At 43.4% G+C, this 22,957-nt stretch carries 16 protein-coding genes, 4 tRNA genes, 2 riboswitches and 1 other annotated feature; of the genes, 14 read left to right on the forward strand and 6 right to left on the reverse strand.

Going from position 1 to position 22,957, the window contains the following annotated elements; genetic code table 11:
- Positions 1-3 precede the first annotated feature (3 nt).
- Positions 4-79 (forward strand) — tRNA-Phe (locus CEQ75_RS06700).
- 3 nt (positions 80-82) lie between these two features.
- Positions 83-157, forward strand: a tRNA-Gly gene (locus CEQ75_RS06705).
- 90 nt (positions 158-247) lie between these two features.
- Here the strand turns inward: CEQ75_RS06705 and ypeB are convergent.
- Both ypeB and sleB read right to left on the reverse strand, forming a co-directional pair.
- Complete coding sequence (gene ypeB / locus CEQ75_RS06710; RefSeq protein ID WP_089609639.1) at positions 248-1,609, reverse strand: germination protein YpeB; 1,362 nt, start codon at positions 1,607-1,609, stop codon at positions 248-250.
- An 18-nt stretch (positions 1,610-1,627) separates the two neighbouring features.
- Positions 1,628-2,332, reverse strand: a complete 705-nt coding sequence (gene sleB, locus CEQ75_RS06715) for a spore cortex-lytic enzyme (protein ID WP_089609640.1) — start codon at positions 2,330-2,332, stop codon at positions 1,628-1,630.
- 162 nt (positions 2,333-2,494) lie between these two features.
- Here sleB and CEQ75_RS06720 point away from each other — a divergent pair.
- The 3 genes from CEQ75_RS06720 (at position 2,495) to CEQ75_RS06730 (ending at position 5,030) form a co-directional block, all read left to right on the forward strand.
- Positions 2,495-2,569 (forward strand) — tRNA-Cys (locus CEQ75_RS06720).
- Between the two features lie 6 nt (positions 2,570-2,575).
- Positions 2,576-2,664 (forward strand) — tRNA-Leu (locus tag CEQ75_RS06725).
- A gap of 446 nt (positions 2,665-3,110) precedes the next feature.
- Positions 3,111-5,030, forward strand: coding sequence for a copper amine oxidase N-terminal domain-containing protein (locus CEQ75_RS06730; RefSeq protein WP_157677356.1), 1,920 nt, complete (start codon positions 3,111-3,113; stop codon positions 5,028-5,030).
- Between the two features lie 85 nt (positions 5,031-5,115).
- Here the strand turns inward: CEQ75_RS06730 and CEQ75_RS06735 are convergent, their stop codons facing one another.
- Entirely contained in the window at positions 5,116-5,475 is a 360-nt protein-coding gene (locus CEQ75_RS06735; RefSeq protein WP_089609642.1) for a carboxymuconolactone decarboxylase family protein, read from the reverse strand.
- A gap of 160 nt (positions 5,476-5,635) precedes the next feature.
- On the opposite strand from CEQ75_RS06735, the gene CEQ75_RS06740 reads away from it, so the two are divergent.
- The 5 genes from CEQ75_RS06740 to mch all read left to right on the forward strand — a co-directional run bounded on the left by CEQ75_RS06740 (position 5,636) and on the right by mch (position 12,680).
- On the forward strand, positions 5,636-5,995 hold the full coding sequence (locus tag CEQ75_RS06740; RefSeq protein ID WP_089609643.1) for a BlaI/MecI/CopY family transcriptional regulator: 360 nt from the start codon (positions 5,636-5,638) through the stop codon (positions 5,993-5,995).
- A 5-nt stretch (positions 5,996-6,000) separates the two neighbouring features.
- Positions 6,001-8,064: a M56 family metallopeptidase gene (locus tag CEQ75_RS06745; protein WP_157677357.1), complete on the forward strand. Its 2,064-nt coding sequence runs from the start codon at positions 6,001-6,003 to the stop codon at positions 8,062-8,064.
- 223 nt (positions 8,065-8,287) lie between these two features.
- Positions 8,288-8,464, forward strand: a riboswitch (cobalamin riboswitch).
- Positions 8,465-8,677: 213 nt separating this feature from the next.
- The gene (gene cobT, locus CEQ75_RS06750) at positions 8,678-9,805 is read left to right on the forward strand and encodes a nicotinate-nucleotide--dimethylbenzimidazole phosphoribosyltransferase (RefSeq protein WP_089609645.1); all 1,128 of its coding nucleotides are present in this window, start codon (positions 8,678-8,680) and stop codon (positions 9,803-9,805) included.
- Between the two features lie 195 nt (positions 9,806-10,000).
- Positions 10,001-11,644, forward strand: a complete 1,644-nt coding sequence (gene gltX, locus CEQ75_RS06755; protein WP_089609646.1) for a glutamate--tRNA ligase — start codon at positions 10,001-10,003, stop codon at positions 11,642-11,644.
- Between the two features lie 7 nt (positions 11,645-11,651).
- Entirely contained in the window at positions 11,652-12,680 is a 1,029-nt protein-coding gene (gene mch, locus CEQ75_RS06760; RefSeq protein WP_242965392.1) for a methenyltetrahydromethanopterin cyclohydrolase, read from the forward strand.
- A 320-nt stretch (positions 12,681-13,000) separates the two neighbouring features.
- Here the strand turns inward: mch and eam are convergent, their stop codons facing one another.
- Positions 13,001-14,269: a glutamate 2,3-aminomutase gene (eam, locus tag CEQ75_RS06765; RefSeq protein ID WP_089609647.1), complete on the reverse strand. Its 1,269-nt coding sequence runs from the start codon at positions 14,267-14,269 to the stop codon at positions 13,001-13,003.
- Between the two features lie 187 nt (positions 14,270-14,456).
- Positions 14,457-14,588: riboswitch (cyclic di-AMP (ydaO/yuaA leader) on the reverse strand.
- A gap of 189 nt (positions 14,589-14,777) precedes the next feature.
- Positions 14,778-15,047 (forward strand) — a binding site (T-box leader).
- A 96-nt stretch (positions 15,048-15,143) separates the two neighbouring features.
- Between eam and CEQ75_RS06770 the strand changes: the two genes are divergently transcribed.
- The 4 genes from CEQ75_RS06770 (at position 15,144) to metK (ending at position 21,426) form a co-directional block, all read left to right on the forward strand.
- The gene (locus CEQ75_RS06770; protein WP_476728652.1) at positions 15,144-17,678 is read left to right on the forward strand and encodes an AMP-binding protein; all 2,535 of its coding nucleotides are present in this window, start codon (positions 15,144-15,146) and stop codon (positions 17,676-17,678) included.
- 87 nt (positions 17,679-17,765) lie between these two features.
- A complete protein-coding gene (locus CEQ75_RS06775; protein ID WP_089609649.1) occupies positions 17,766-18,404 on the forward strand; it encodes a hypothetical protein in 639 nt (212 codons plus the stop codon).
- Between the two features lie 99 nt (positions 18,405-18,503).
- Entirely contained in the window at positions 18,504-19,985 is a 1,482-nt protein-coding gene (locus CEQ75_RS06780) for a nicotinate phosphoribosyltransferase (RefSeq protein ID WP_089609650.1), read from the forward strand.
- A gap of 262 nt (positions 19,986-20,247) precedes the next feature.
- Positions 20,248-21,426: a methionine adenosyltransferase gene (gene metK / locus CEQ75_RS06785; protein WP_089612534.1), complete on the forward strand. Its 1,179-nt coding sequence runs from the start codon at positions 20,248-20,250 to the stop codon at positions 21,424-21,426.
- Between the two features lie 66 nt (positions 21,427-21,492).
- On the opposite strand, the gene CEQ75_RS06790 is transcribed toward metK, so the two are convergent.
- Positions 21,493-22,164: an NAD(P)H-dependent oxidoreductase gene (locus tag CEQ75_RS06790; RefSeq protein ID WP_089609651.1), complete on the reverse strand. Its 672-nt coding sequence runs from the start codon at positions 22,162-22,164 to the stop codon at positions 21,493-21,495.
- 1 nt (position 22,165) lies between these two features.
- Positions 22,166-22,720, reverse strand: a complete 555-nt coding sequence (locus CEQ75_RS06795; protein WP_089609652.1) for a flavodoxin family protein — start codon at positions 22,718-22,720, stop codon at positions 22,166-22,168.
- Positions 22,721-22,957: the final 237 nt, after the last annotated feature.

Here is a 22,957-nt window from a genome sequence, read left to right on the forward strand (position 1 = left end):
TTTGCCTCGGTAGCTCAGTCGGTAGAGCAGAGGACTGAAAATCCTCGTGTCGCTGGTTCGATTCCGGCCCGAGGCACCATTTGCGGGCGTAACTCAGTGGTAGAGTGCGACCTTGCCAAGGTCGAAGTCGAGGGTTCGAATCCCTTCGCCCGCTCCAAAAGTGCCCATAAAAAAAGCAGAGACTTTGATCTCTGCTTTTTTGTTTAGATTGCTGTTTCATGTTTTTAAATTTAATTTTAATCAGGTATTACATCGTCCAGGTACCTCCCGGTGTATGGAGAAGCTGTAATATTTGTTCTTCCACACCATCAGCCGCATTAATATAAATCAGGAAGTTATCCTTTTTATATGAGGTTTTAAACTCATAACACAAGACTTCTTTACCCGTTGCCAAGGGGATTAAAGTTAGGCGTTTACTGTCTACAGTGAGATTGGGGTTTAATTTTTTTTCGGCTTCCTCAATTGAGAGTTTTGGTTTGGGCAGGTTTCGCTCCTCATGCTGCATCAGATATCCTAAGCTTTCAAACCCCACGATTTGACCGTTATCCATGGCTACATTTACTTTCACCAGATCGGGATAAACGATGACGTCATTTTCCTGATAGGCAAAAGAGACGATTAAGGTGTTTTCCTGACGGAGGGAATAGGTGGGCACCATGGATTTATACTCCGTTTTGGATAAGAACACCTTGGCTTTTTCTAACGCCTCTCCCAGGCCTATTTTTGCTTCGCCTATGCCACGTGAATTCATCGCCATGGTGACATGGCCGCCTTGCTGACTCACATCTACATATATGACCTCGCCCATGTTGGGTACCCGGGGCGCAATACGAATGGAATAAATGGGAATGCTGGCATCCTGGGTGCTTTTACCATTATCTTTCACTACGTATTCAATGTCGTCCCTTAAATCGATAAAATCCCGTGCAATTTTCTTAGCTTGCTCCATATCAATCATTTTTCCAGTAACGGCCTTGGGTTTCCGAGTCTCTAAATGATCGGAAAAAGGACCGTCATAGATCAAGGTGGGATATTGATTAATCTGTTCATTGATCTTCTTAAAATTAACATTCAAATAATCTGTCGACTCTTGATCCAGTTTTCTGTTGCTCGCTTGTTTTGCCTCGCGCCAGTTGATGCCATTTTGTTGAACTTCTTTTTGAAGTTCCAGCAAATCTCCGCTCAACTTTGATGTTTGGTTATGTAAATCCTCCAAGGTGCTTAACTGTTCGGTATTCATCGTGCGGCCATCAGCCGTATTTTTTGCCATTGTGTAGGCATAATCACCCAATTGGGTGAGAAATCTTTGAGTTCTGGTCAAGGTAGTATGGGCCAGAGGAAGCTGACCCAGGTTATCCTGAGCAAAATTGGCTTGCCACCAAATATCAGATAACAATCGAATGTTTTGCTGTGGGGAGCCGGAGACAAGGCTTTTTGATGTTAAAACAGAGAGATTACCTACATTGCTTACCAAATTGTAAAAAGAACGCTGCTGGTCATTTTCCAGAAGAATCCTATTGGCCTGGTTGATTCGATACTGATTAAAGCCCCAGACGCCGGTAAAAATCAAAGCAATTGTTAATACACCTGTCAACCAATGACGACGCATTTTTTCACCACCTCATATTTATAATCCAAAAACATGTGCTCCATATTTGACAACAATTTTTCGCGTCCAGATCCAGGCACTTACCGGTTTGGAAGGGTTCCAAAAATAGAGACAGCCATATGAGGGATCCCAACCGTTAAGTGCTTCTCTTGCCGCTTTAACCGAATCATTATTAGGCTCGGTGTTAACCCGTCCATTTGCCACTGACTCCAGGGCTCGTCCCTGATAGACTACGCCGGCCAATGTATTGGGGAAGTTGGCATTAGCAACTCGGTTTAACAATACTGCCCCCACCGCAACTTTTCCGATATAAGGTTCTGATTCTGCTTCTGCATGAATAGCACGGGCAAGAAGCATGTTGTCACCGCTTACAGAAACCTTACTGGGCTGGTATCCGGGATCAGGAGCGGGAGTTGTTGAGCCTGAACTAAGCCCCAGGGCGTTGTAGGTTTGAGTTCCCACGGTCCCATCGGCAGTAAGCCCGTTTTTCCGTTGAAAATCTTTGATGGCATTGAAAGTCGAAGCTCCCAAATAACCATCAATCGGCCCTTTGTAGTAACCCCAATTGCTTAATCGTTGTTGCACTTGTGTAACGTTATTGCCGCTGCTGCCCCAATAGAGTGTCGGTCGGGACTGGGCTTTTCCTGATCCGTAAGTCAAAATAACTACAGCCGCCATCATGAATATAAAAGAAACGAGCAAAATTATTTTTTTGTTTTTCATCCTATACCCTCCTCCAATTTATTTACTTTTATATTGTCACTCTGAAAGAAGATTTTTATGCTAAGAATAGGGAAGAGAAACCATGATTATCTTTTGCGTAAAATTAACAAAAAAGATGCTTGCAAAAGTGGTGAATCTGTGATATTATAAACTTCGCGACGGGGCGCCATAGCCAAGTGGTAAGGCAGAGGACTGCAAATCCTTTATTCTCCAGTTCAAATCTGGATGGCGCCTCCAAAATTTGCCGGAGTGGCGGAACTGGCAGACGCACAGGACTTAAAATCCTGCGAGGTTTACCCCTCGTACCGGTTCGATTCCGGTCTCCGGCACCAATGAAGTCAACAGCGAGAAGGGCTTTCGGGAATCGAAAGTCCTTTTTTCTAACATTCTTCTAACGGAAGAAAATAATCCGCGAGATTGTTGATGACCATGTCCTATTGATTTCTAATTTAACAACAAAAAACACTGACATTATTTATTAATGATCAGTGTTTTTTGTTGTTAAATTAATAACTTTGTTTCCACAAAGAATCAACCTATTTACGGCCCAGTTAATAGCAAAATGGAAAAATCGTCTCCGCAGGAGAAAATTTTACATTGAGATAATATTAATAGGCACAGTTAAGATGGAACAAAATAATAGTTACCATCGTCAAGTAAATAATGTAATACCCGCAACAAATCTTTGCTGGGGGCAATCAATTTTAAACCAATGACCTGCTGTCGGTGGGGGAAGTACCCTATGCGCAGAACTGCGGGAACTGAAGGAGGTATAATAATGGAGAAGCAACAAAAGATCTGTCTTACAATGATTATTATCATTACTGCAATTGTCTTTATGGTATCGAAGGGGACCGTCTGGTATGCGGAAGCTGATGCAGCAAGTCCTTCCCCTTCAGTACAAAAAATTAAGGATGTTATCGTTATCGTGGGAGATCATACTATAGATTTTGAGGATGCTGTCCCAGTGTCGACGCAGGGACGGATATTAGTACCATTAAGGGCGATTTTTGAAGCCATGGGAGCCACGGTGGATTGGGAGAGTGAAAGCAGGACAATCTTTGCCTCTCGTAAGGATCGGTCCATAGAGCTTTCCATCAATGAAGGGACAGCTTTCGTAAATAAGAAGCAAGTCGTATTAGATGTACCGGCAATGATTGTTGGTAACAGAACGATGGTTCCTTTACGTTTCGTAGGGGAGGCATTTGACGGAATTGTGGACTGGAACAGTCAAACAAAGACAGTGGCTATCAGTCTGGCCAAAGAAAACATGCAGGAAGTTCCGGATCTGCAGGTGGAATTGAATAATAAGATCCTGTCTTTTGAGACGCCCCCCATTACCAAAGACGGGAGAAACTATCTTCCTCCGGAAACTATTTTAGCTGCTCTGGATGGTGAGGTTTATTGGGAGCAAAAGGACGATGAGGTATCAATCACCATGGACGGAGTCAGTATAATTTTTTCTACAGGAAAAAATTATGCCATGATCAATGGACAAAGAGTATATACCACGGATTTCCCAATTGAGTATCAGGAAAATATTTTGGTTCCTATCCGATTTGTGACAGAGGCTTTTGGAGGTATCGCCCATTTTGTTCAAGAAACAAAGATGACCCATATTTATATCAACCGTCCTAAGTTTAAAACCAGCTTTTTAGAGAAAGAAGAAAGAAAAATGGTTACACCGGTACCTGTGCCCAGGCCTTCCTTAATTGACAACAGAATGCTGATGGTGAGCGACAATCCGGAAATCTTAACCTCAGAGACGATTCCTGCTGAAAATGTCACTTTATGGCACCATCCGGTAGTTTCTTCCCAAAACAGCCAGGATCACCGGGTATTTGGCTGGCATATCAATCGTTTGGGCAAGAAACTCAAGCTGGGTATAACAATTGAAAACCTTTCCGAACAAAATGTCATCGAAATAGTTGGCTTGCAAGGAATTAAACGCAACAGTCCTAACGGATGGTCAAATTATGACGTGGGGATTCCCCTCGTAGAAACTATGTTAGGCGGTCAATTACTTAATATTAAGGTAGAAACTCCTCGGGTGCAGCCGGGTGAAACAATTGTACTGCACTCCTTTGAGGTTGAATCGGACCATTTAGTCGGTTTTTTAGACGAGTTTACTGTAAAAAATGTTCAGGGCACAGGTGAAATGAAGTACACAATCCGTACGGTGTTGAGTCAGCAAGAAGACAGTGATCTTGCGGCAATTAAGTCGTTTCCCGTTGCGCTGGATAGGAAAAACCCTCACCCTCGGGGTAATTGGAGCGGTTCAACATTATTAACAAAACTTTCTCCTTATCAGGCGGATAGCGGCGCAGTTGCCTATAGCATTTCAAACGGCATTACAGATAATCTTTTAACACCGGAAAATGCCCTGAACGATCATGGTTCTGTAATCGCGAACTCCGGTCATTACGGAGTTACGTATAAAATTAAAATTCCAGTAATTAACAATACAGGCAAGGAGAAAATTGTCCGCGTGAGCTTTGGGGGCCGGGGCGGTCTTTATGCCGGTGCGGTAAAGACTAATGAAGGAGTATTTATTACTCCGGTACTGGAACCAATGAAAGAAGTGGCAAATGTCCTTGATTATGAAATTCAGGAGGGACAGGGCGTAATTGAGTTGGAAGTGATGCACGCCGGAGGTTCGGCTTTGGCTTTAGGGCTGGAAATCAGTACCTTGAATTAAACATTATTCTATTCCAGGTGAAAGTGTAGGTAAAAAAAGCCCATAATATCTGATATTATGGGCTTTCTGTCTTATTATTTTGACATTAGTTTTTCAACTGAGAAGTTACGATATTGGGGTGGGTACTTTCTGTTTCCCCCATTTCTTCTCGCAGAATAAGAATACCTTCCATGGTTTTAGGGAATCCCACTGTAGGAGCTGCCAGCATAATGGTATGCTCAATTTCCTCACGAGTACATCCGCTTTTGATAGCTTTAATAATGTGCGTTCGCAAAGCATATCGATACTGACAAGCTGTAGATAAGGCTATTTTTATCAGCCAGCGGGCCTTTTCATCCAATGGACCGCCTTTTTGATGTACCAGCCTGCCATAATTCTCGTAAGCATGATAAATATCCCCGTGATTTTCCGTAAAGTACTTTAAATTACTTTCTATAGTATCCATGTATCTAACCTCCAGCAAACTTTATATGAAAATTATTTGCGATAGAAGAAAATATTATGCGCACAAGCTAAATTTTCTTTACCTCTTGACAATGTAGTCTACAAGATGTAAACTAAACACAACAGTCTAGAATTTGTAGACCAAGAAGGAGGAGGATCAAATGGCAGAATTAAAACTGACGGAAATGGAAGCTAAATTTGCCGATATAATTTGGGCGAATGAACCGATCCCATCGGGGGAGTTGGTAAAGCTATGTGAGGCAGAACTGGATTGGAAGAAATCAACCACTTACACCATCTTGAAAAGACTTGCCAAGAAAGGAATTTTTGAAAACAAAAATGGAATCGTATCATCCCACCTCAATAAGGAAGCATTTTATGCTGAGCAGAGCAAACAATTTGTGGAGGAAAAATTTGAGGGTTCTTTGCCTCGGTTTCTGGCAGCATTCACAAGAAATCATAAGCTAAACCATCAGGAAATTGACGAGTTGCAAAAGCTTATCGATGAATATAAGGAGTGATGATCATGGAACAGTTATTTTTGCAGGTTCTGAAGATGAGCATTACCGCCGGTTATGTCGTTCTCTTGGTGATTGCGGCACGGCTGCTGCTCAAAAAAGCACCTAAGATTTTCTCTTATGCTCTTTGGTCCGTGGTGCTGTTCAGGCTGGTATGCCCCTTTTCATTTGAAAGCATCTTCAGTCTGATTCCCGGTCTGATAACCAGGGGTACGGACACACAAACCATATCAACCGGTATGATGCATGCACAGACACCGCCCATGAATAGTGGCAGCACCATCGCTAACCAAACAGTTAATACTACCTTACCTGCATCCATGGCAGGCACCGGTACAAATACACTGCAATCATGGATTTCATTTGGCGATATAGTGTGGATTATTGGCATATTCGTTCTTATTTCATACAATTTATTATCCGTGATCAAGCTGAAAGGCAAATTAAAGTCGGCAAAGCCTGTTTTTCGTAATTTATATGAAACAACCGATATCAAAACCCCCTTTATTTTGGGTATCATCAAGCCCAGGATTTATCTTCCTGAGGGTCTTTCCGAAAATGAAAAAGCCTATATCCTAAAGCACGAAGAAACTCATCTCAAAAGAATGGATCATATTATCAAGCCTTTGGCGTTCTTGGTAGTCTGTGTTCATTGGTTTAACCCTCTTGTTTGGGTTGCTTTCTTCCTCATGAGCGAGGATATGGAATTGTCCTGTGATGAAAGCGTGCTTAAACAAATGGGGGATGGCATTAAAAAGGATTATTCCTCATCCCTTTTATCTCTGGCGGCAGGTCGGCGCTTTGTAGGAGGCTATCCCCTTGCTTTTGGAGAGAACAACACGAGGGGGCGCATTATGAATATTTTAAACTACAAAAAGCCGAGGTTTTGGGTAACCATAGCGGGGATTATTGCTGTGGCGGTGATTGTTGTGGCATTAATGAGTAATCCCCAATCAGAGCAACTTACCATTCAGGATTATGCGGAGCAATTTGTGGAACAGGAAATTGCCGCTTATCCAAGTTATAATATTATCGATAGTAAAATTACCAAGCTTGAAAAGATGACTTCTTTTGATCATTTGCTTTCATCTCCCGTGGAAATATGGCATATTGAATATCGCCTGAAACCAGCGGAACCTGTCGATGTTATGCCCGGAGGCATGAGTACAGATGAGGGATGGATTACCGAAGAACGGGATATGGGGAAACCCCTGCTGGTTTTTTCTTATGAAAAGTCCAGACCAAAGTTTTTGGGCACGATGCTGAGCGGTGAGGGTGATTTTTCAAGACCGGCAGGCCAGGAAACGGCGCTGCGGATCTTTCTGGAAGGGAAAGATCTCCTGCCCCAGGAAACTTACCCGGGAAACCATATGGTGGTAAAATTTCCTCTCTCAACAGGGGAGACCAGTCAGCTCCTATTGTCTCAGCCAATTATGCAAGGGGAAGGTGGAATTTGGTGTGTTGAGCGCTGGATGGATGGAAACGGTACGGTATATCATCCTCTGCCGGATACAGATCTGACGATTAAAGCATATTATCAGGAATTACAAAAGCAAAGTGAAGCTGGAAATCATCCCGATCTATTAGACCCCATGCGCGTTGCTATTGATTTCATCAAACAAGGTCTGGGACAATGGCAGGTAACCATGGATGACCTTGTACCCCAATACGATGCCACGGCAGAGGATTTTTCAGAAACACCGGAAAGTCGTTATATCGGTTTTATTTCAAATTTTGATACCGAAACATACTCTAAACCTTCTTTTCATTTAGATCAAATCGAGTGGCTAACACTTGAGGATACGGAGAGACTGAAGGAACTGAATATTGACCCCAATGATTTGCCCAACGGATACTATATCCACAATCCGAAAAGTTACCCCATGGGTCATCAGGTGACAGACCAAACCGAATACCGAATTATTGACGGGACGGGGGAAGCTAACCATAAACTTGTTTCCCTTGAGGAGTTTGTTCGGCATCTGGATCAATTTAAGGATTTCACACCACCCTTTTGGGTTACAACCAAGGATGGATTTGTCACAAGTATTACGGAACAGTATGTGCCGTAAGCTTGATCGAAACAATATCAATATAAATCGCTCCCTATCTCCTTGATGGGGAGCGGTTTTTTTAACAGATCAGATGCTTATTTCTGACAAGGAGGATGTTTTTCTTTGATTTTTTCTTTCTGCTACCTTTGGGACTTTGGTGGAACTGTGCCAGCGAGATTAGGAATTATAAATTAGGATTGAATTTCTTGTGGTCTTCTGGTAAAATGATTTTATAGTTGAATTTAATAAATTGTTCTTAGGTGCCCCGACATGGGGAGAATAGGAAATCCGGTTATAATCCGGTACGGACCCACCACTGTAGAGACGAGTCTACGCTAATCCACTGGCATGTGCTGGGAAGGGGCGTTCAGGACGTTTGAGTCTGAGTCAGGAGACCTGCCTAAGAATAAAAAAGTCTTTCCAGGGTAACGGAAAGCGGCGGCGATGAAGGCAAAGTCCCGACCACAATAACCATTGTGGCGGGACTTTATTTTTTTTTACTTTCAGAAAGTATAAATTTTAAGGTTGAAAGTATAAGTGCAACTAAGGCTTCCGCCAGCGCCAGAGGCTTGGCGCAAGCCAAGATTTCTAATTAAATAATGAACTTGAAGGAAATTAGGAGATGATGATAATGAATAACACTATGAAATTACACGGTTTAGAAAATCTTAAAAAAGCCAATGGACAAGAGCTTGAGGCGGCATTGCAGGAGTTGATCCATGGGATTGAAGAATTGGATCAGGAAGCGATGCTTGCGATGCAAAAACGTGTGGATGCCAAGATTAAGCCCACCGGAAGTTTGGGTATTCTGGAGGATATTGCTCAACAGCTTGCCGGAATTCAACGCACTTCACAACCCACCATTAAAGGGAAAGCAGTTCTATTGATGGCCGGAGATCATGGTGTAGTAGCTGAGGGTGTCAGTGCAGCACCTCAAGAAATTACGGCTCAAATGTTCTATAGCTATTTTGGCGGTGGTGGAGGTATCAATGTCTTAGCTCGTAATGGGGGAGCGGATGTAATCTGTACCGACATTGGCATTGCCGGCCCCTTGGATCCCCCGGAACTCATGGAAAACCGGATCAAAAACGGTACGAACAATATGTTGCATGGTCCGGCGATGACTCCGGAGGAGGCTCTTCAGGCCATTCTTACCGGTGCCAAAATTGCTGCCCAAGCTATCGATTCAGGAGTAAATCTCTTGGCAACAGGAGAGGTAGGTATCGGGAATACCACGCCCAGTTCGGCCCTGATTTCCGTATTTACCGGTCAGCCGGTGGAAAGGGTTACTGGATCCGGCACCGGCATAAAGGATGCAGCTCTAGAGCATAAACAAGAGGTCATTAAACAAGCGATTAAGATTAATCAACCGGATCCTGACAATCCATTGGATACGATGGCAAAGGTGGGAGGACTGGAGCACGCTGCCCTCACAGGTGCTATTTTGGAGGCTGCCTACCAACATGTGCCAATTATATTAGATGGGATTATTGCAGCATCAGCAGCCCTTACGGCTGTCAAATTTGCGCCCCTTGCCAAGAATTATATGATTACTTCCCATAGTTCGGAGGAAGAAGGACAAACGGTGGCTCTTGAACATCTTGGTTTCAAGCCCAGACTTTATTTTAATATGAGACTGGGAGAAGGTACCGGTGCTGCTCTAATGTTCCCCATGGTAGATGCCGCTCTGAAGATTGCTGACGAAATGGCCACCTTTGATACGGCCGGTGTTAGCACCGGAGAGTTTTTAACCAGATAATCATTTTGTTAATCCCAAAAGAGTTTTGATGTAGATAAATTTACTATTTAGGTGTATAATTTAACTTGATACTTTCGGCCGATTGGTCAAGGTGCGAAGGCACTATTCTAAAGACGATTCTTTGTTAATTAGACAAGAGAAGCGTCTTTCATTTTACATTTAAGCTTTAAAATTATAATAAAAATGAGGAAGATTATGGATAATAAGAAATTAGCTGATTTGCTATTCCCCAAGATAACGAGATCAATTACTGATTATGAAACTGTATTTCCGGAGAGAAATTTAAGTGAGGACGCAAAAGTCACCCGATTAGCACCAAGTCCCACCGGTTTTATTCACCTGGGGAATCTTTACGGTGCTTTTGTTGATGAACGATTGGCCCATCAAAGTAATGGAGTATTTATGCTGCGCATCGAGGATACCGACGATAAACGGCAAGTAGAAGGCGCCGTGGAAACTATTATTTCCTCCTTGGAATTCTTTGATTTAAAGTTTGATGAAGGGGCCGGCATTGACGGGGAAAAAGGGAGCTACGGACCATATTTTCAAAGCAAAAGAGCAGAACTTTATCAGACGGCAGCAAAGCACTTAGTGGAGATGGGCAGGGCCTACCCATGTTTTTGTTCCGAAGAAGAATTGGAAGAAATCAGGAAACAGCAGATGGCTGAAAATGTTAACACCGGATACTATGGTAAATGGGCTCGGGATCGCAATTTATCCTTGGAGGAGATCCAGGTTCATTTAGCAAACCAGGAGCGTTTTGTTCTGCGCTTAAAATCCATGGGGATTCTGGAACAAACCTTTGAAATTGAGGATGCCATCAGAGGGTACCTTTCCATGCCGGTCAATGATCAGGATGTGGTAATTTTGAAAGCCAACGGCATTCCCACTTATCACTTCGCCCATGTGGTCGACGATCACTTTATGCGCGTGACCCATGTGGTGCGGGGAGAAGAGTGGCTTTCAACCTTACCGATTCATTATGAGTTATTTACGACTTTAGGTTGGGAATTTCCAGTATATTGTCATACCGCACACTTAATGAAAATCGATGAGGGAATTAAGAGAAAGCTCTCGAAGAGAAAAGACCCGGAATTGGGCTTAGAGTATTACATGAAATTAGGATATCATCCGGCGGCAGTGCGAGAGTATCTGATGACGATATTGAATTCCAATTTCGAGGAGTGGAGAATTGAAAATCCGGACAGTGATATTGATGAATTTCATTTCACTTTAAATAAAATGAGTAATTCCGGTGCTTTATTTGATTTAGGTAAACTTAATGATATCAGCAAGAATGTTTTAGTGAATATTTATGCGCAAGAAATCTTTGATTTTCTGGTTAAATGGGGGCAGGCATATCGCCGGGAAATCGTTGATTTGCTTTTGGAACATCAGGCTGCGGTGCTGCAATTGTTGGATGTGGGCCGGGATGATCCTGTTAAACCCCGAAAAGATCTGATTTATTGTGAACAAATATTTGACTTTATCAGCTATTTCTTTGACGAATACTTTCAGATCGTCGACCCCTATCCGGAAAACATCGATGAAGAGGAAGTCAAAAAAATACTGAAAGCGTACCTGTCTACCTATGACCACAGTGACGAACAAAGCCAATGGTTTGACAAAATAAGAACCATCGCCACAGAAAATGGTTACGCGGCAAAACCCAAGGACTTTAAGAAGCATCCGGATCAATATAAAGGACATGTGGGTGATGTCAGTACGGTAATTCGTATTGCCATTGTTGGCCGCACTTCTTCGCCGGATGTTTGGGCCTTGCAGCAGATTATGGGAGCAGATAAAGTACAGCAGCGAATTAAATCTGCAGCAGAATAAGTAAGCCATGGCAGAGGGCTTTGGCGATTCATCCAAAATTCATAGTGAAAAGAGGAAAATTATGCTTTTACCCCTTAGTCAAATACCCGAACTGAGTCCCAATCGTCAAGCCTTTTCCTTCATTCATGAATTTATATCCCGCAGTGAACAGCTAAACGTCAAGGTTGACCGCATTAATGGAGCAACGGTCATCGATTGCGGTGTTCATGTCCGGGGAGGTTTGGAAGCGGGCATCTTGTTTTCTAAGGTTTGCTTAGGCGGTTTGGCCCGGGTCAAATTATGTTGGAGTGATTTCCGGGGGCTAAAGTTCCCCGGAGTGGAAGTATTCACTGATCATCCGATCCGTGCCTGCATGGCTTCTCAGTATGCCGGCTGGCCAATTAAAAGCGGAAAATATTTGTTCATGGGTTCCGGACCCGCGTGTGCCATTGTCCATCGAGGAAGCCTCTTTAAAATGCTGGGCTACCAGGATCACTCCGAAATTGCCATCCTCTGCCTGGAAAGCAACAGACTTCCTCACGGAGATGTCATTGAACAGATTGCCGAATCATGCGGCTGCGAAACGAAAAATCTCTACATTTTGGTGGCTCCCACTACCTCTCTTGTGGGCACGGTGCAGGTGGCTGCCCGGGCCTTGGAGACAGGATTGTTTAAACTAAGAAGAATAGGCTACGATCTGGGGAAAATCATCTCCGGAGGTGCTGTTTGTCCCGTTTCACCTGTGGCCTCCAGTACCCTGAATGGGTTAGGGCGTACCAATGATGCCATCTCATATGGTTCCACGGTTCATTATCATATCCATGATGATGATGAAACCTTAGCACAAGTGGTGCAGCAGGTTCCATCCTGTGCCGCTCCGGAATATGGGCGTACCTACCTGGAAATTGATAAAAGCCATGATAATTTCTTTAATCTCAGTCCGGATCAGTTTAATCCTGCGGAGGTGTGGTTATCTAATCTGGACAGCGGAAATTCATTTCGGGCAGGGGAGATTCGGCCGGATATTTTAGCCCGGTCTTTTGGGTTAAAATCATAAGGTTAGAATTGTTTTGCTAGACGCGGTCATTTCTATTTTTTTCTATATAGATATCAAGTGCCTTGATTCCCCTTGTGGCCAACTTAACAAATAAAACGAAAGCGTATATACCTAATCCTAAGATTGTAAGATAAATGATTAAAAAGAAACTGGTTGCATTCATAAATATCAAATCCTCCTTGATTAAGATTATTATTTAGAGAAAACTTAGCTTAAGCCTTAGCTGCACTTGTACTTTTAAACCTTAAAAGTCTATACATTTCGAAAGTAAAATAAAACGCCGCAACATAGCATTGTTCCGGCGTTTTTCTGATGCTTTTTTATTCCGCTTCGGGCAGAAGGGAAAATTCCATCTCCCGGTTTTCCCAATTGCGCAGACGAACTCGGTATCCGTTGTATTTTTGGACATAGGTGGGTAAGAGGGGTACCTTTCCGTAGCCATAAGGACTGTTAATAATATAAGTTGGCACAGCCAGACCGGAAGTGAATCCCCGTAATTTTTTGAGGATTTCCATGCCTTCATCTACCGTTGTGATAAAATGCTTGGTGCCTTTCACGGCTTTGGCATGAAAGATATAATAGGGACGCACCCTGATTTTTAACAGTTCCTGATTCATTTTTTTCATAACATGCGGATCATTGTTAACCCCTTTCAGAAGAACTGCCTGGTTACCCAAAATCACACCGGCTTCCACCAGCAGATCACATGCTTTCTTGCTTTCCGGAGTGATCTCCCTGGGATGGTTGAACTGGGTATTGATATAAATGGGAGGATGTTTCTTAAGCACGGCGCACAGTTCCGGTGTAATGCGCTGAGGCAGTGTCACTGGAGTGCGGGTACCGATGCGTTTAATCTCCACATGACTTATTTGATCCAGCTCAGAAAGGAGCCAATCCAATTGACTGTCACTTAAGAGCAGAGCATCTCCGCCAGTAATTAATACATCACGGATTTCAGGATTTTCCCTGATATAATCTAAGGCTGCCTGCAAGTTTTCTTTGGTCTGGTTTTTATCCACCTCACCAATGTTGCGGCGTCTTTGGCAATGGCGGCAATACATGCCGCACTGATTGGTCACATTAATGATCAAACGGTCCGAATAACGCCGGGTAATGCAAGGGGCCGGAGAGGTGAACTCCTCTGCCATCGGATCGTCATAGCCTAGTTCATCTAATTCCTCAATAGAGGGCACCGACTGGCGCATAATGGGGTCCTCCAGGGAAAACGGTCTGATCAGGGAGACATAATAGGGCGAAATCGCCCAGCGATAAAGCTGTCCAACTTGTTCGATCCCAGCGAGCCGCTCTTCATCAATTCCCATAATTTGTGCCAGGACATGAACATCATTAATACGATGGGACATTTGCCAATGCCAGTTGTTCCAATCTTCCTCGGTGGCGTTGAAATAGGCCAGAATTTTTTCTTTATTGCCGGTTAAAGTTTCAGACATTTCGAATCCAGTCTTAATCAGAGGTTTTTTTTCAAGATAATCGTCCATCTTATGCTTAAGTTCAGTGGCACGTTCCAATGAGATTTCCCTTTTTTCTTCAACACTAAACTCGCGCTGGTTTTCATTTTTGATTAACACATTGCATTCCTCCTTTTTCTGAACGAATTATCGGTTTAATAGGTTTAAAATGTTTATTAAAAGCAAAACAGTTGCATCCTTTTAAAAACATAAGTTCCACAAAACACCATCTTAGGGGAAAACAAATGCCCCGGTCAGCAATGTCCGGAGCAAAAAGGGTACATAAAAGATAGCAAAGCTAAGCTTTAAGTCCTCCCTTTCTACGCTTACGAAGTTAGCTGACGGATTCGGGCCGAAAGTGTGACCCTACCTCTTAATGAGGATTCACCCCAGTGATGGTTCCCCCGCTTCTTTTTTAAGAACTCAGCGATTGAGGATTCATAATCTTAAATTGAAAATTGAAGAGAATTTGATAGGTAATCGTCTACTCGTCCTAATACTTTATAATTATACCACGAAAAGTAAATTAATGCAAGAAACACAGGCTAAAGAGTGTTGGAAGTTTTATAAAAAGCCTGGACATCTCTTGACAAACATAGTTAAAATTGATAACATAATCCTTAATTGATTAAATGCTATGACAGGGAAAACACAATGCAGAATGTGGCCACAGAGAGCTGTTGGATGCTGCAAAACAGTGCCCGAAGCAAAAGTGAACTCACCCTCGAGCAGTCTGCTGAAAGCTTTTAGGTGCTCTATGCTGGAAAGCAAGTAGGTATGAACGGGATTCTCGCCGTTATCATGAGAGGGCATTCGTTATTCTGACTGATGCTTCAGAGGGGGTATTTTGATACCAAAAAGAGTGGTACCGCGGAAGACTAAAGCTTTCGTCTCAAACAATATTGTCAATATTGTTTGATGATGAAAGCTTTTTATTTTCGCCGATTCTTTTTGGCTGGATTTTTTCACGATCTCAGAAACAAAAGGAGGAAAGATGATGAAAATTGCTTTTTCAACACTGGGTTGTCCCGATTTCAGTTGGACGGATATTTATTCTATGGCTAAGGACTTTGGTTTTAACGGCATTGAAATTCGCGGTTTGGGCAATGAAATATTTGCTGTTCAGGCGCAACCCTTTACAGAGGATCAGATCCCTAAAACGAAAAAAAGGCTTGCTGAATTGCAGATGGAGATCCCTTGCCTTTCTTCGGGCTGCTGTTTAAGGTTTAAGGAAAATACGGAGAAAAACCATGAGGAGATTGTTCAGTACATTGAGCTGGCTGCTAAACTGGGCACCCCTTATATTCGGATTCTCGCCGACTTAGAACCTCATGTTACCGGCGAGGTGGACGATGAGGTTGTCCTTGCCGCTCTCAGGCGCCTGATTCCTATTGCGGAAGAGAAGGGCGTTACCCTATTGGTAGAGACCAATGGTGTCTATGCCGATACTACACGCCTGTGCAAGCTTTTGGAGGATGCAGCCAGTGATGCGGTGGCAGCTCTTTGGGATATGCATCATCCCTATCGCTTTGCCGGAGAGGAGCCGGAAAAAACGGTGCAGAATCTGGGTGCCTACATTAAATATGTGCATACAAAAGATTCTGTAGTGGAAAATGGTAAAATTCACTATCGTATGATGGGTGAGGGAGATCTGCCTGTCGAAGATATGTTACTGGCGCTGCGTTCCATTAATTATGAGGGCTACATATCTTTGGAATGGGTGAAGCGCTGGGCACCTGAGCTTAGTGATGCCGGAGTGGTTTTCCCCAATTTTGCCAACTATATGAACCGTTATCGGGAAAAGGGTATGAAGAAGAGCCATCTCTTTGATAACAATGCCGGAACGGGAAAGTATGTTTGGCAGAAAGACACTTTGATTGATCTGACATTTCCTCAAGTCCTGGATCGGATCGTGGAGGAGTTCCCGGACCAATATGCATTTCGCTATACCACATTGGATTATACGAGAACTTATGCCCAATTTCGGGATGATGTGGATACCTTTGCCCGAGCTTTGATAGCCATGGGAGTGCGACCCGGTGACCATGTAGCCATCTGGGCCACCAATGTGCCCCAATGGTACATTACATTCTGGGCCACCACCAAAATTGGTGCGGTTCTGGTTACCGTCAACACTGCCTATAAGATCTATGAAGCGGAGTATTTGCTGCGCCAGTCCGATACTCATACCCTGGTAATGATCGATGGTCATAAGGATTCCGATTATGTGGGTATCATGAAAGAACTGTGTCCGGAATTGGAAACCACCCAGGCTGGTGAGCCCTTGCATATGAAAAGACTGCCTTTCCTGCGCAACATCGTTACTACTGATTCCAAACAAAAAGGATGCCTGTCCTGGGAAGAAGCCAACGCCCTGTCCGAGAACGTTTCTTCTGAGCAATTACGCTTTTATGCTCGGGACGTTAACAGAAATGATGTCTGCAACATGCAGTATACCTCGGGAACTACAGGTTTTCCCAAAGGGGTTATGCTCACCCACTATAATGTGGTGAATAACGGTAAAACCATTGGTGACTGTATGGATTTTTCCACCGCAGACCGCTTGCTCCTGCATGTGCCTATGTTCCATTGCTTTGGGATGGTTCTGGCCATGACGGCAGCCATGACCCATGGTGTTACCATTAGTCCCATTCCTGCTTTTTCACCCAAATTGGCTCTGGAATGTATCAACAAGGAGAGAATAACTGCATGCCACGGTGTTCCCACCATGTTTATCGCCATGATGGAGCATGAGAATTTCGCCCAGACAGATTTCTCCCATATGAGGACAGGTATCATGGCCGGGAGCCGTTGCCCGGTCAAGGTGATGCAGGATGTGGTAGATAAGATGAATATGAAAGAGATTACCATTGTCTTTGGTCTGACAGAGTCTTCCCCGGGATGCACCCAAAGCCGGGTAGACGATTCCATTGAGCTGCGAGTTAATACTGTAGGGCGTCCTCTTCCCGGTGTAGAATGTAAGATTGTTGATCCCGAAACGGGAGAGGATTTGCCTGATAATATGGATGGTGAATTTGTTGCCCGGGGTTATAATATTATGAAAGGCTATTATAAAATGCCGGAGGCAACCAAGGCTGCTATCGATGATGATGGCTGGCTGCATACGGGAGACATCGCCCGCCGGGATGAGAATGGGTACTATAAAATAACCGGACGGCTCAAGGATATGATTATTAGGGGCGGAGAGAACATCTATCCTAAGGAGATTGAGGATTTTGTTTATACCCATCCCAAAGTCAAGGATGTACAAGTGGTCGGAGTACCAAGTAAAGATTATGGTGAGGAGATTATGGCAGCTGTAATCCTCAAGGATGGGGAAACAATGACCGCCGATGAACTCAAAGACTATATCCGGTCACATATGGCCAAGCATAAAACACCCCGTTATATTGAATTTGTCACAGAATTCCCCATGAATGCCGCAGGGAAAATTTTAAAATACAAGATGAGAGAAGAAGCTGTTGAGAAACTGGGTTTGCAGGCAGACTGTCAGATTGTCACAGCCTAATATATGAAAGGGACAGTTTTTTTCTTTCAATATGATCTATCAAGTCTCGGACTTAAAGTTGCGAGGTACTATAAAAGGAATATGAAAATGACCACAAAAGAGCTGATTTTTCCCAGAATATTTTATGAAGAGCGACCGGTGGGCTACGGAGGAAATCAGGAATGGTTCCTGCAAAATATGCAAAGAAATGCCGGCTGCGGCAGTGTCTGCGGCGCAAATCTGGCTGCCTGCTATGCCTTGAATGAACCTGAGATGAGAAGTCTTTATGATGGACATATTGACCCTGAGAGCCATCGGTTTCAGCAACAGGAATACTTACATTTAATGGAGGAAATGTATTCTTACATGAAACCAGGTCCCTTGGGATATCCCTATCTAAAAAGGTTTGCCAGACAATTTCAGAAATTTGCCCAAAATCAAGGCATTTCCCTGCACCCAAAAGTTCCGGCGAAGTTTGTGAGCTTCGCCGATGCTTTTTCCTTCGTCCAGGAAAACATTGATCAAGGACATCCCATTGCCCTTTTGATTTTGTTCCAGCGTGCCCATGAATTAAGGGCAGTAAACTGGCACTGGATGACGATTACCGGTTACGAGTCCGGTGAGGAGGGAGGGCAGTCTCCTCAAATTATCCTGTCCAATTTTGGTAAGCGGCAAAAGGTACGGGGGGATATTTTGTTTGAAGTCCACTGGAGGAATTATCTGCGCATGGTGAGCTTTTCGGCTTGACGCAAACCAAGTTTTCTTTAAAAGAAATTGTTAGAAAATTTTGCTTAATGTTAGTAAAATGTGATAGAATCAAATAAATAGAGTTTTTGGAGGCGGGTCATGACCAATTCAGATTTCCAAGATACAAAAAAAAATAACTTCGGGTGCCGGAATCGGGCACTGCTCACAGATTTTTATGAGATCACCATGGCCAATGGTTATTTAGAAAATGGTTTGGCAGATCAGATCGCCTATTTTGATATGTTTTTCCGCAAGGTGCCGGATAACGGCGGTTTTGCCATTGCTGCAGGCCTGGCGCAGCTGGTAGATTATCTGGAGAACCTAAAATTTGATGAAGAAGATCTTGCTTATCTGCGGGATAGAGGAATTTTCTCAGAAAAATATCTGGATTATCTTAGAAATTTTGAATTCGTCTGTGATGTTTGGGCAGTACCGGAAGGAACCCCGATTTTCCCCAATGAGCCTATTATTAAGGTGCGTGGTCCCGTAGTCCAAGCCCAATTTATCGAAACGATGCTTCTTTTAATTATGAACCATCAGAGCTTAATAGCAACTAAAACCAATCGCATCGTCCGTGCGGCTTCCGGGCGAGCCATTGTAGAATTTGGCGCGCGCAGAGCCCAGGGTGGAGATGCAGCTCTTTATGGGGCCCGTGCAGCATTTATCGGCGGTGCGGCGGGAACTTCCAATACCTTGGCGGCGGCCAAATTTGACATCCCGCCAGCTGGAACTATGGCCCATAGCTGGGTGCAGCTGTTCCCCTCAGAACTGGAAGCTTTTCAGGCTTATGCCAGAACTTACCTGGAAAACTGTGTCCTTTTAATTGATACATATAATGTTTTAAAATCAGGGCTGCCCAATGCTATCAAAGTCGCTCAGGAGGAATTGAATCCTCGTGGTTTTCGTTTGAAGGCTGTGCGCATTGACAGTGGTGACTTTTCCTATCTGGCCCGAATGGTGCGTAAGGAATTGGATCAGGCCGGTCTTGAGGATTGTAAGATTATGGTTTCCAGTTCTTTAGATGAAGACATCATTAGGGAACTTCTCCTGTTAGGTTCGCCTATTGATTCCTTCGGAGTAGGGGAACGCCTAATCACTGCCCAATCGGATCCGGTCTTTGGCGGAGTGTATAAACTTAGTGCGGTGGAAGAAGATGGACAGATCGTTCCCAAAATGAAGATCAGCAATAATGTTGGTAAGATTACCGATCCCGGTGCCAAAAAGATTTTCCGCTTGTATGACAATGCAACTGGAAAAGGGATTGCCGACATCATTACTCTGGAAGAAGAGACCATCGATGATTCAAAACCTTTCGAAATTTTTAACCCCTTATTTCCCTGGAAAAAAAGAACGGTGGATAATTTTCGCGCGGAAGAAATGATGGTTAAGATATTCGAACGGGGAAAGTTAATCTTCCATTTGCCGACAGTTCAGGAGATTCAGAGTTACTGTGCTCGCATGGTGGATACTCTCTGGCCGGAGATTCTCCGCTTTGAAAATCCCCATGAATACTATGTAAATCTTTCAAGGGACCTTTGGAAGCTGAAAAACGATTTAATTTATAAGCATTCCCAAGAGTAAATGTTGGGAAGTAGTTGATGAATAAATATAATTTAAATTAAAAAAACGCGTATGTTGTACGCGTTTTTTTAATAAAATTCATTCATATCTTAGTAATTCTTTAAAGATATTAATAAGATGATAAAAGACTCTTCACATGGAAAGTGTATGATAATAGTTATTAACCGGAATATCAGCTTCGATATTGCTCTACCTATCAAATTATAAAGCTGAGAACAGAACAAAGCATAAGAAACAAAAGGAGTTGGTGAATGTGAAGAGAATGTTTACCTCAGAATCGGTCACGGAGGGACATCCGGATAAAATATGTGATCAAATTTCTGATGGAGTTTTAGATGTCGTTTTGGCAGAAGACCCTTTTGGCCGGGTGGCTTGCGAAACTTCTGTCACCACCGGTCTTGTACTGGTGGCAGGGGAAATCACCACAAGCTGTTATGTGGATATTCCAAAAATTGTACGGGAGACGATTAAGGAGATTGGTTACACCCGAGCAAAATATGGTTTTGATTGTGATACCTGCGCTGTTTTAACGTCTATTGATGAACAATCGCCGGATATTGCGATGGGAGTGAACCAAGCCCGGGAGGCTAAAGCAGAAGAAAGACCGGATGCAGGGATGGAGACTCTTGGTGCAGGGGATCAGGGGATGATGTTTGGATATGCCACCAATGAAACCTCGGAATTCATGCCCCTTGCTATTAGTTTAGCCCATGGATTAACCAGGGAATTGTCTAAGAAGAGAAAATCAGGTGAATTGTCTTATTTACGGCCGGACGGAAAGGCACAGGTGACAGTGGAATACGATGATGAAACACCGGTACGAGTTGATACGATAGTGATTTCTACCCAGCATAATCCTGAAGTTTCCTTGGATACCATCCGTAAAGATATTCTGGAGCAGGTGGTTCCAGCTGTGATACCTGAAGAACTTTTGGATCATCAAACCCGATATTTTGTAAATCCTACTGGACGTTTTGTGATTGGCGGTCCTCAGGGGGATGCCGGTCTAACCGGGAGAAAGATCATTGTGGATACATACGGGGGATATGCTTGCCACGGGGGAGGAGCTTTTTCAGGTAAGGATCCCACCAAGGTGGATCGTTCTGCTGCTTATGCCGCCCGCTACGTGGCGAAAAACATAGTGGCAGCAGGACTGGCTAAGCGATGTGAAATTCAACTGGCCTATGCTATTGGTGTGGCGGAGCCAATCTCCATATTTGTAGATACCTATGACACAGGAAAAATCGGTACAGAAGAAATGATTGATTTGATCTGGAAGCATTTCGATTTAACTCCGGCAGGCATCATTAGGGAATTGGACCTTAGACGGCCAATCTATAAGCAAACAGCTGCCTATGGCCATTTTGGCCGTCTCGATTTGGAACTCCCCTGGGAAAGATTGGACAAGGTAGACATGCTGCAAGAAAGCATCAGGAAATAAAATAGATAAAGAAACGCAAAAACCTCCTTGGAGCAGGAGGTTTTTTGGTTCTTTTGATGAAAGATTTTACTCGAGATAAAACTTGCGAGATAAGTCTTTGACGCCGAATTTCTGAGCGTTTTGTTTGGCCCGATAATTTAAAAATGCAGCCAGGGGGGTGTAAAGAATCGGGGGGATGTTTACAGTTAAAAGCTCCTGAACCTGGAAAGAAATTTTTCTGTCAGCCAAGAGATCATCCAGAGCTATTTGAAAAGCATGGGTGATTTTTTTGCCCTTTTTACCCAAGTTTTCCAATAGGGCTCCATTAATGATTGCTCCACCACCGTATCCCAGTCCGCCTAACCACTTCATTTCCGTTTCTTCCGCAAAGAAACGGCAGGATTCCAGCAATGGTTCACAAAGCTTCACATTGGGAAAACCACATTGGCCCAGGGCAAAGAAACGTTTGTTTCGCAGTAGATCCGATGCTTGCCAGGCAAGTTCCTCCAGAAACCAAATGACCGGATAGGGTAAGGTGTCTACGTACAAAGGAGTTATCAGGCCGATCATATCATATTGGGGGATGATTTTTTTAATATCGGAAAAGTCTTTTTTTTGATTGAAATAATCAATAATATGGATGATTTCCCCGGCATGGCTTTGATTCTCAGCCAGTATTTTGAAGGTGCGGGCAAAGCTGAAGGAGGTTCCTTTTTTGCGCGGGCTGCCGTTTAGCAGCAGTATTTTTTGTTGTGTCATATTATTTTTTCACCTCATCCAATACGATATCCAGCTCTTTTTCAGTAACTGCCATATCATCTGTTGGTTTTAGCAGCAAAGTGCTGCAAGAAGATTGCATGTTTAATGCATTGGCTGAGACCAGCCTTCGAAAATTATTCTCATGACCTGGGTGGTTTTGCTGGGGTAGCATACCAATGGCAATGATATGTTTTCTGCCATAACGCATGGAATGCAGCAGGTGCCCATCCTCCTTGATATAAAAGGGCAACCCTATGGGCATGGTTCTGTCCATGGCCTTTTTCAGTAATGAGGAATAGCCGCCAAATCTCACCTTTGTCAACAGAATCATCACCTTACTGGAGGCCATGGCCCGCAAGATCTGAGACATATCATCCTTGATCACACATTGGCCGGGTGTCTGACATCCGCAAGAACCACAGGATGTGCAGGGTAAGATATTCATATCTTTAAGTCGGAAGACGGAAAAAACCTCTCCTTTTGCTGCTAACTGTTTTGTCAGGTACTTGCTGAAGGGATTTTCGCAATTGAACCCATCTAAGATCACTGTATTCATGATCAAAACTCCTTTAAATAAGACATTTTTTTGCAGTTTGCACTGTTTCTAACTAATTTTATCATATACATGATCATGAACAAGTTAAGTTATCAATAAAAAATGATGACAAATTTTAAAATTGTTAAATAAATGTTCACATAATTTCATAGGATTTTTAAAATCTCTTAATGGTATTCAATCAGAGGATGGGATAGACTCAGCATGTTGGTTGAATTTGGTTAAATGAATACATAG

This window comes from Dehalobacterium formicoaceticum (assembly GCF_002224645.1).
GTDB lineage: Bacteria > Bacillota > Dehalobacteriia > Dehalobacteriales > Dehalobacteriaceae > Dehalobacterium > Dehalobacterium formicoaceticum.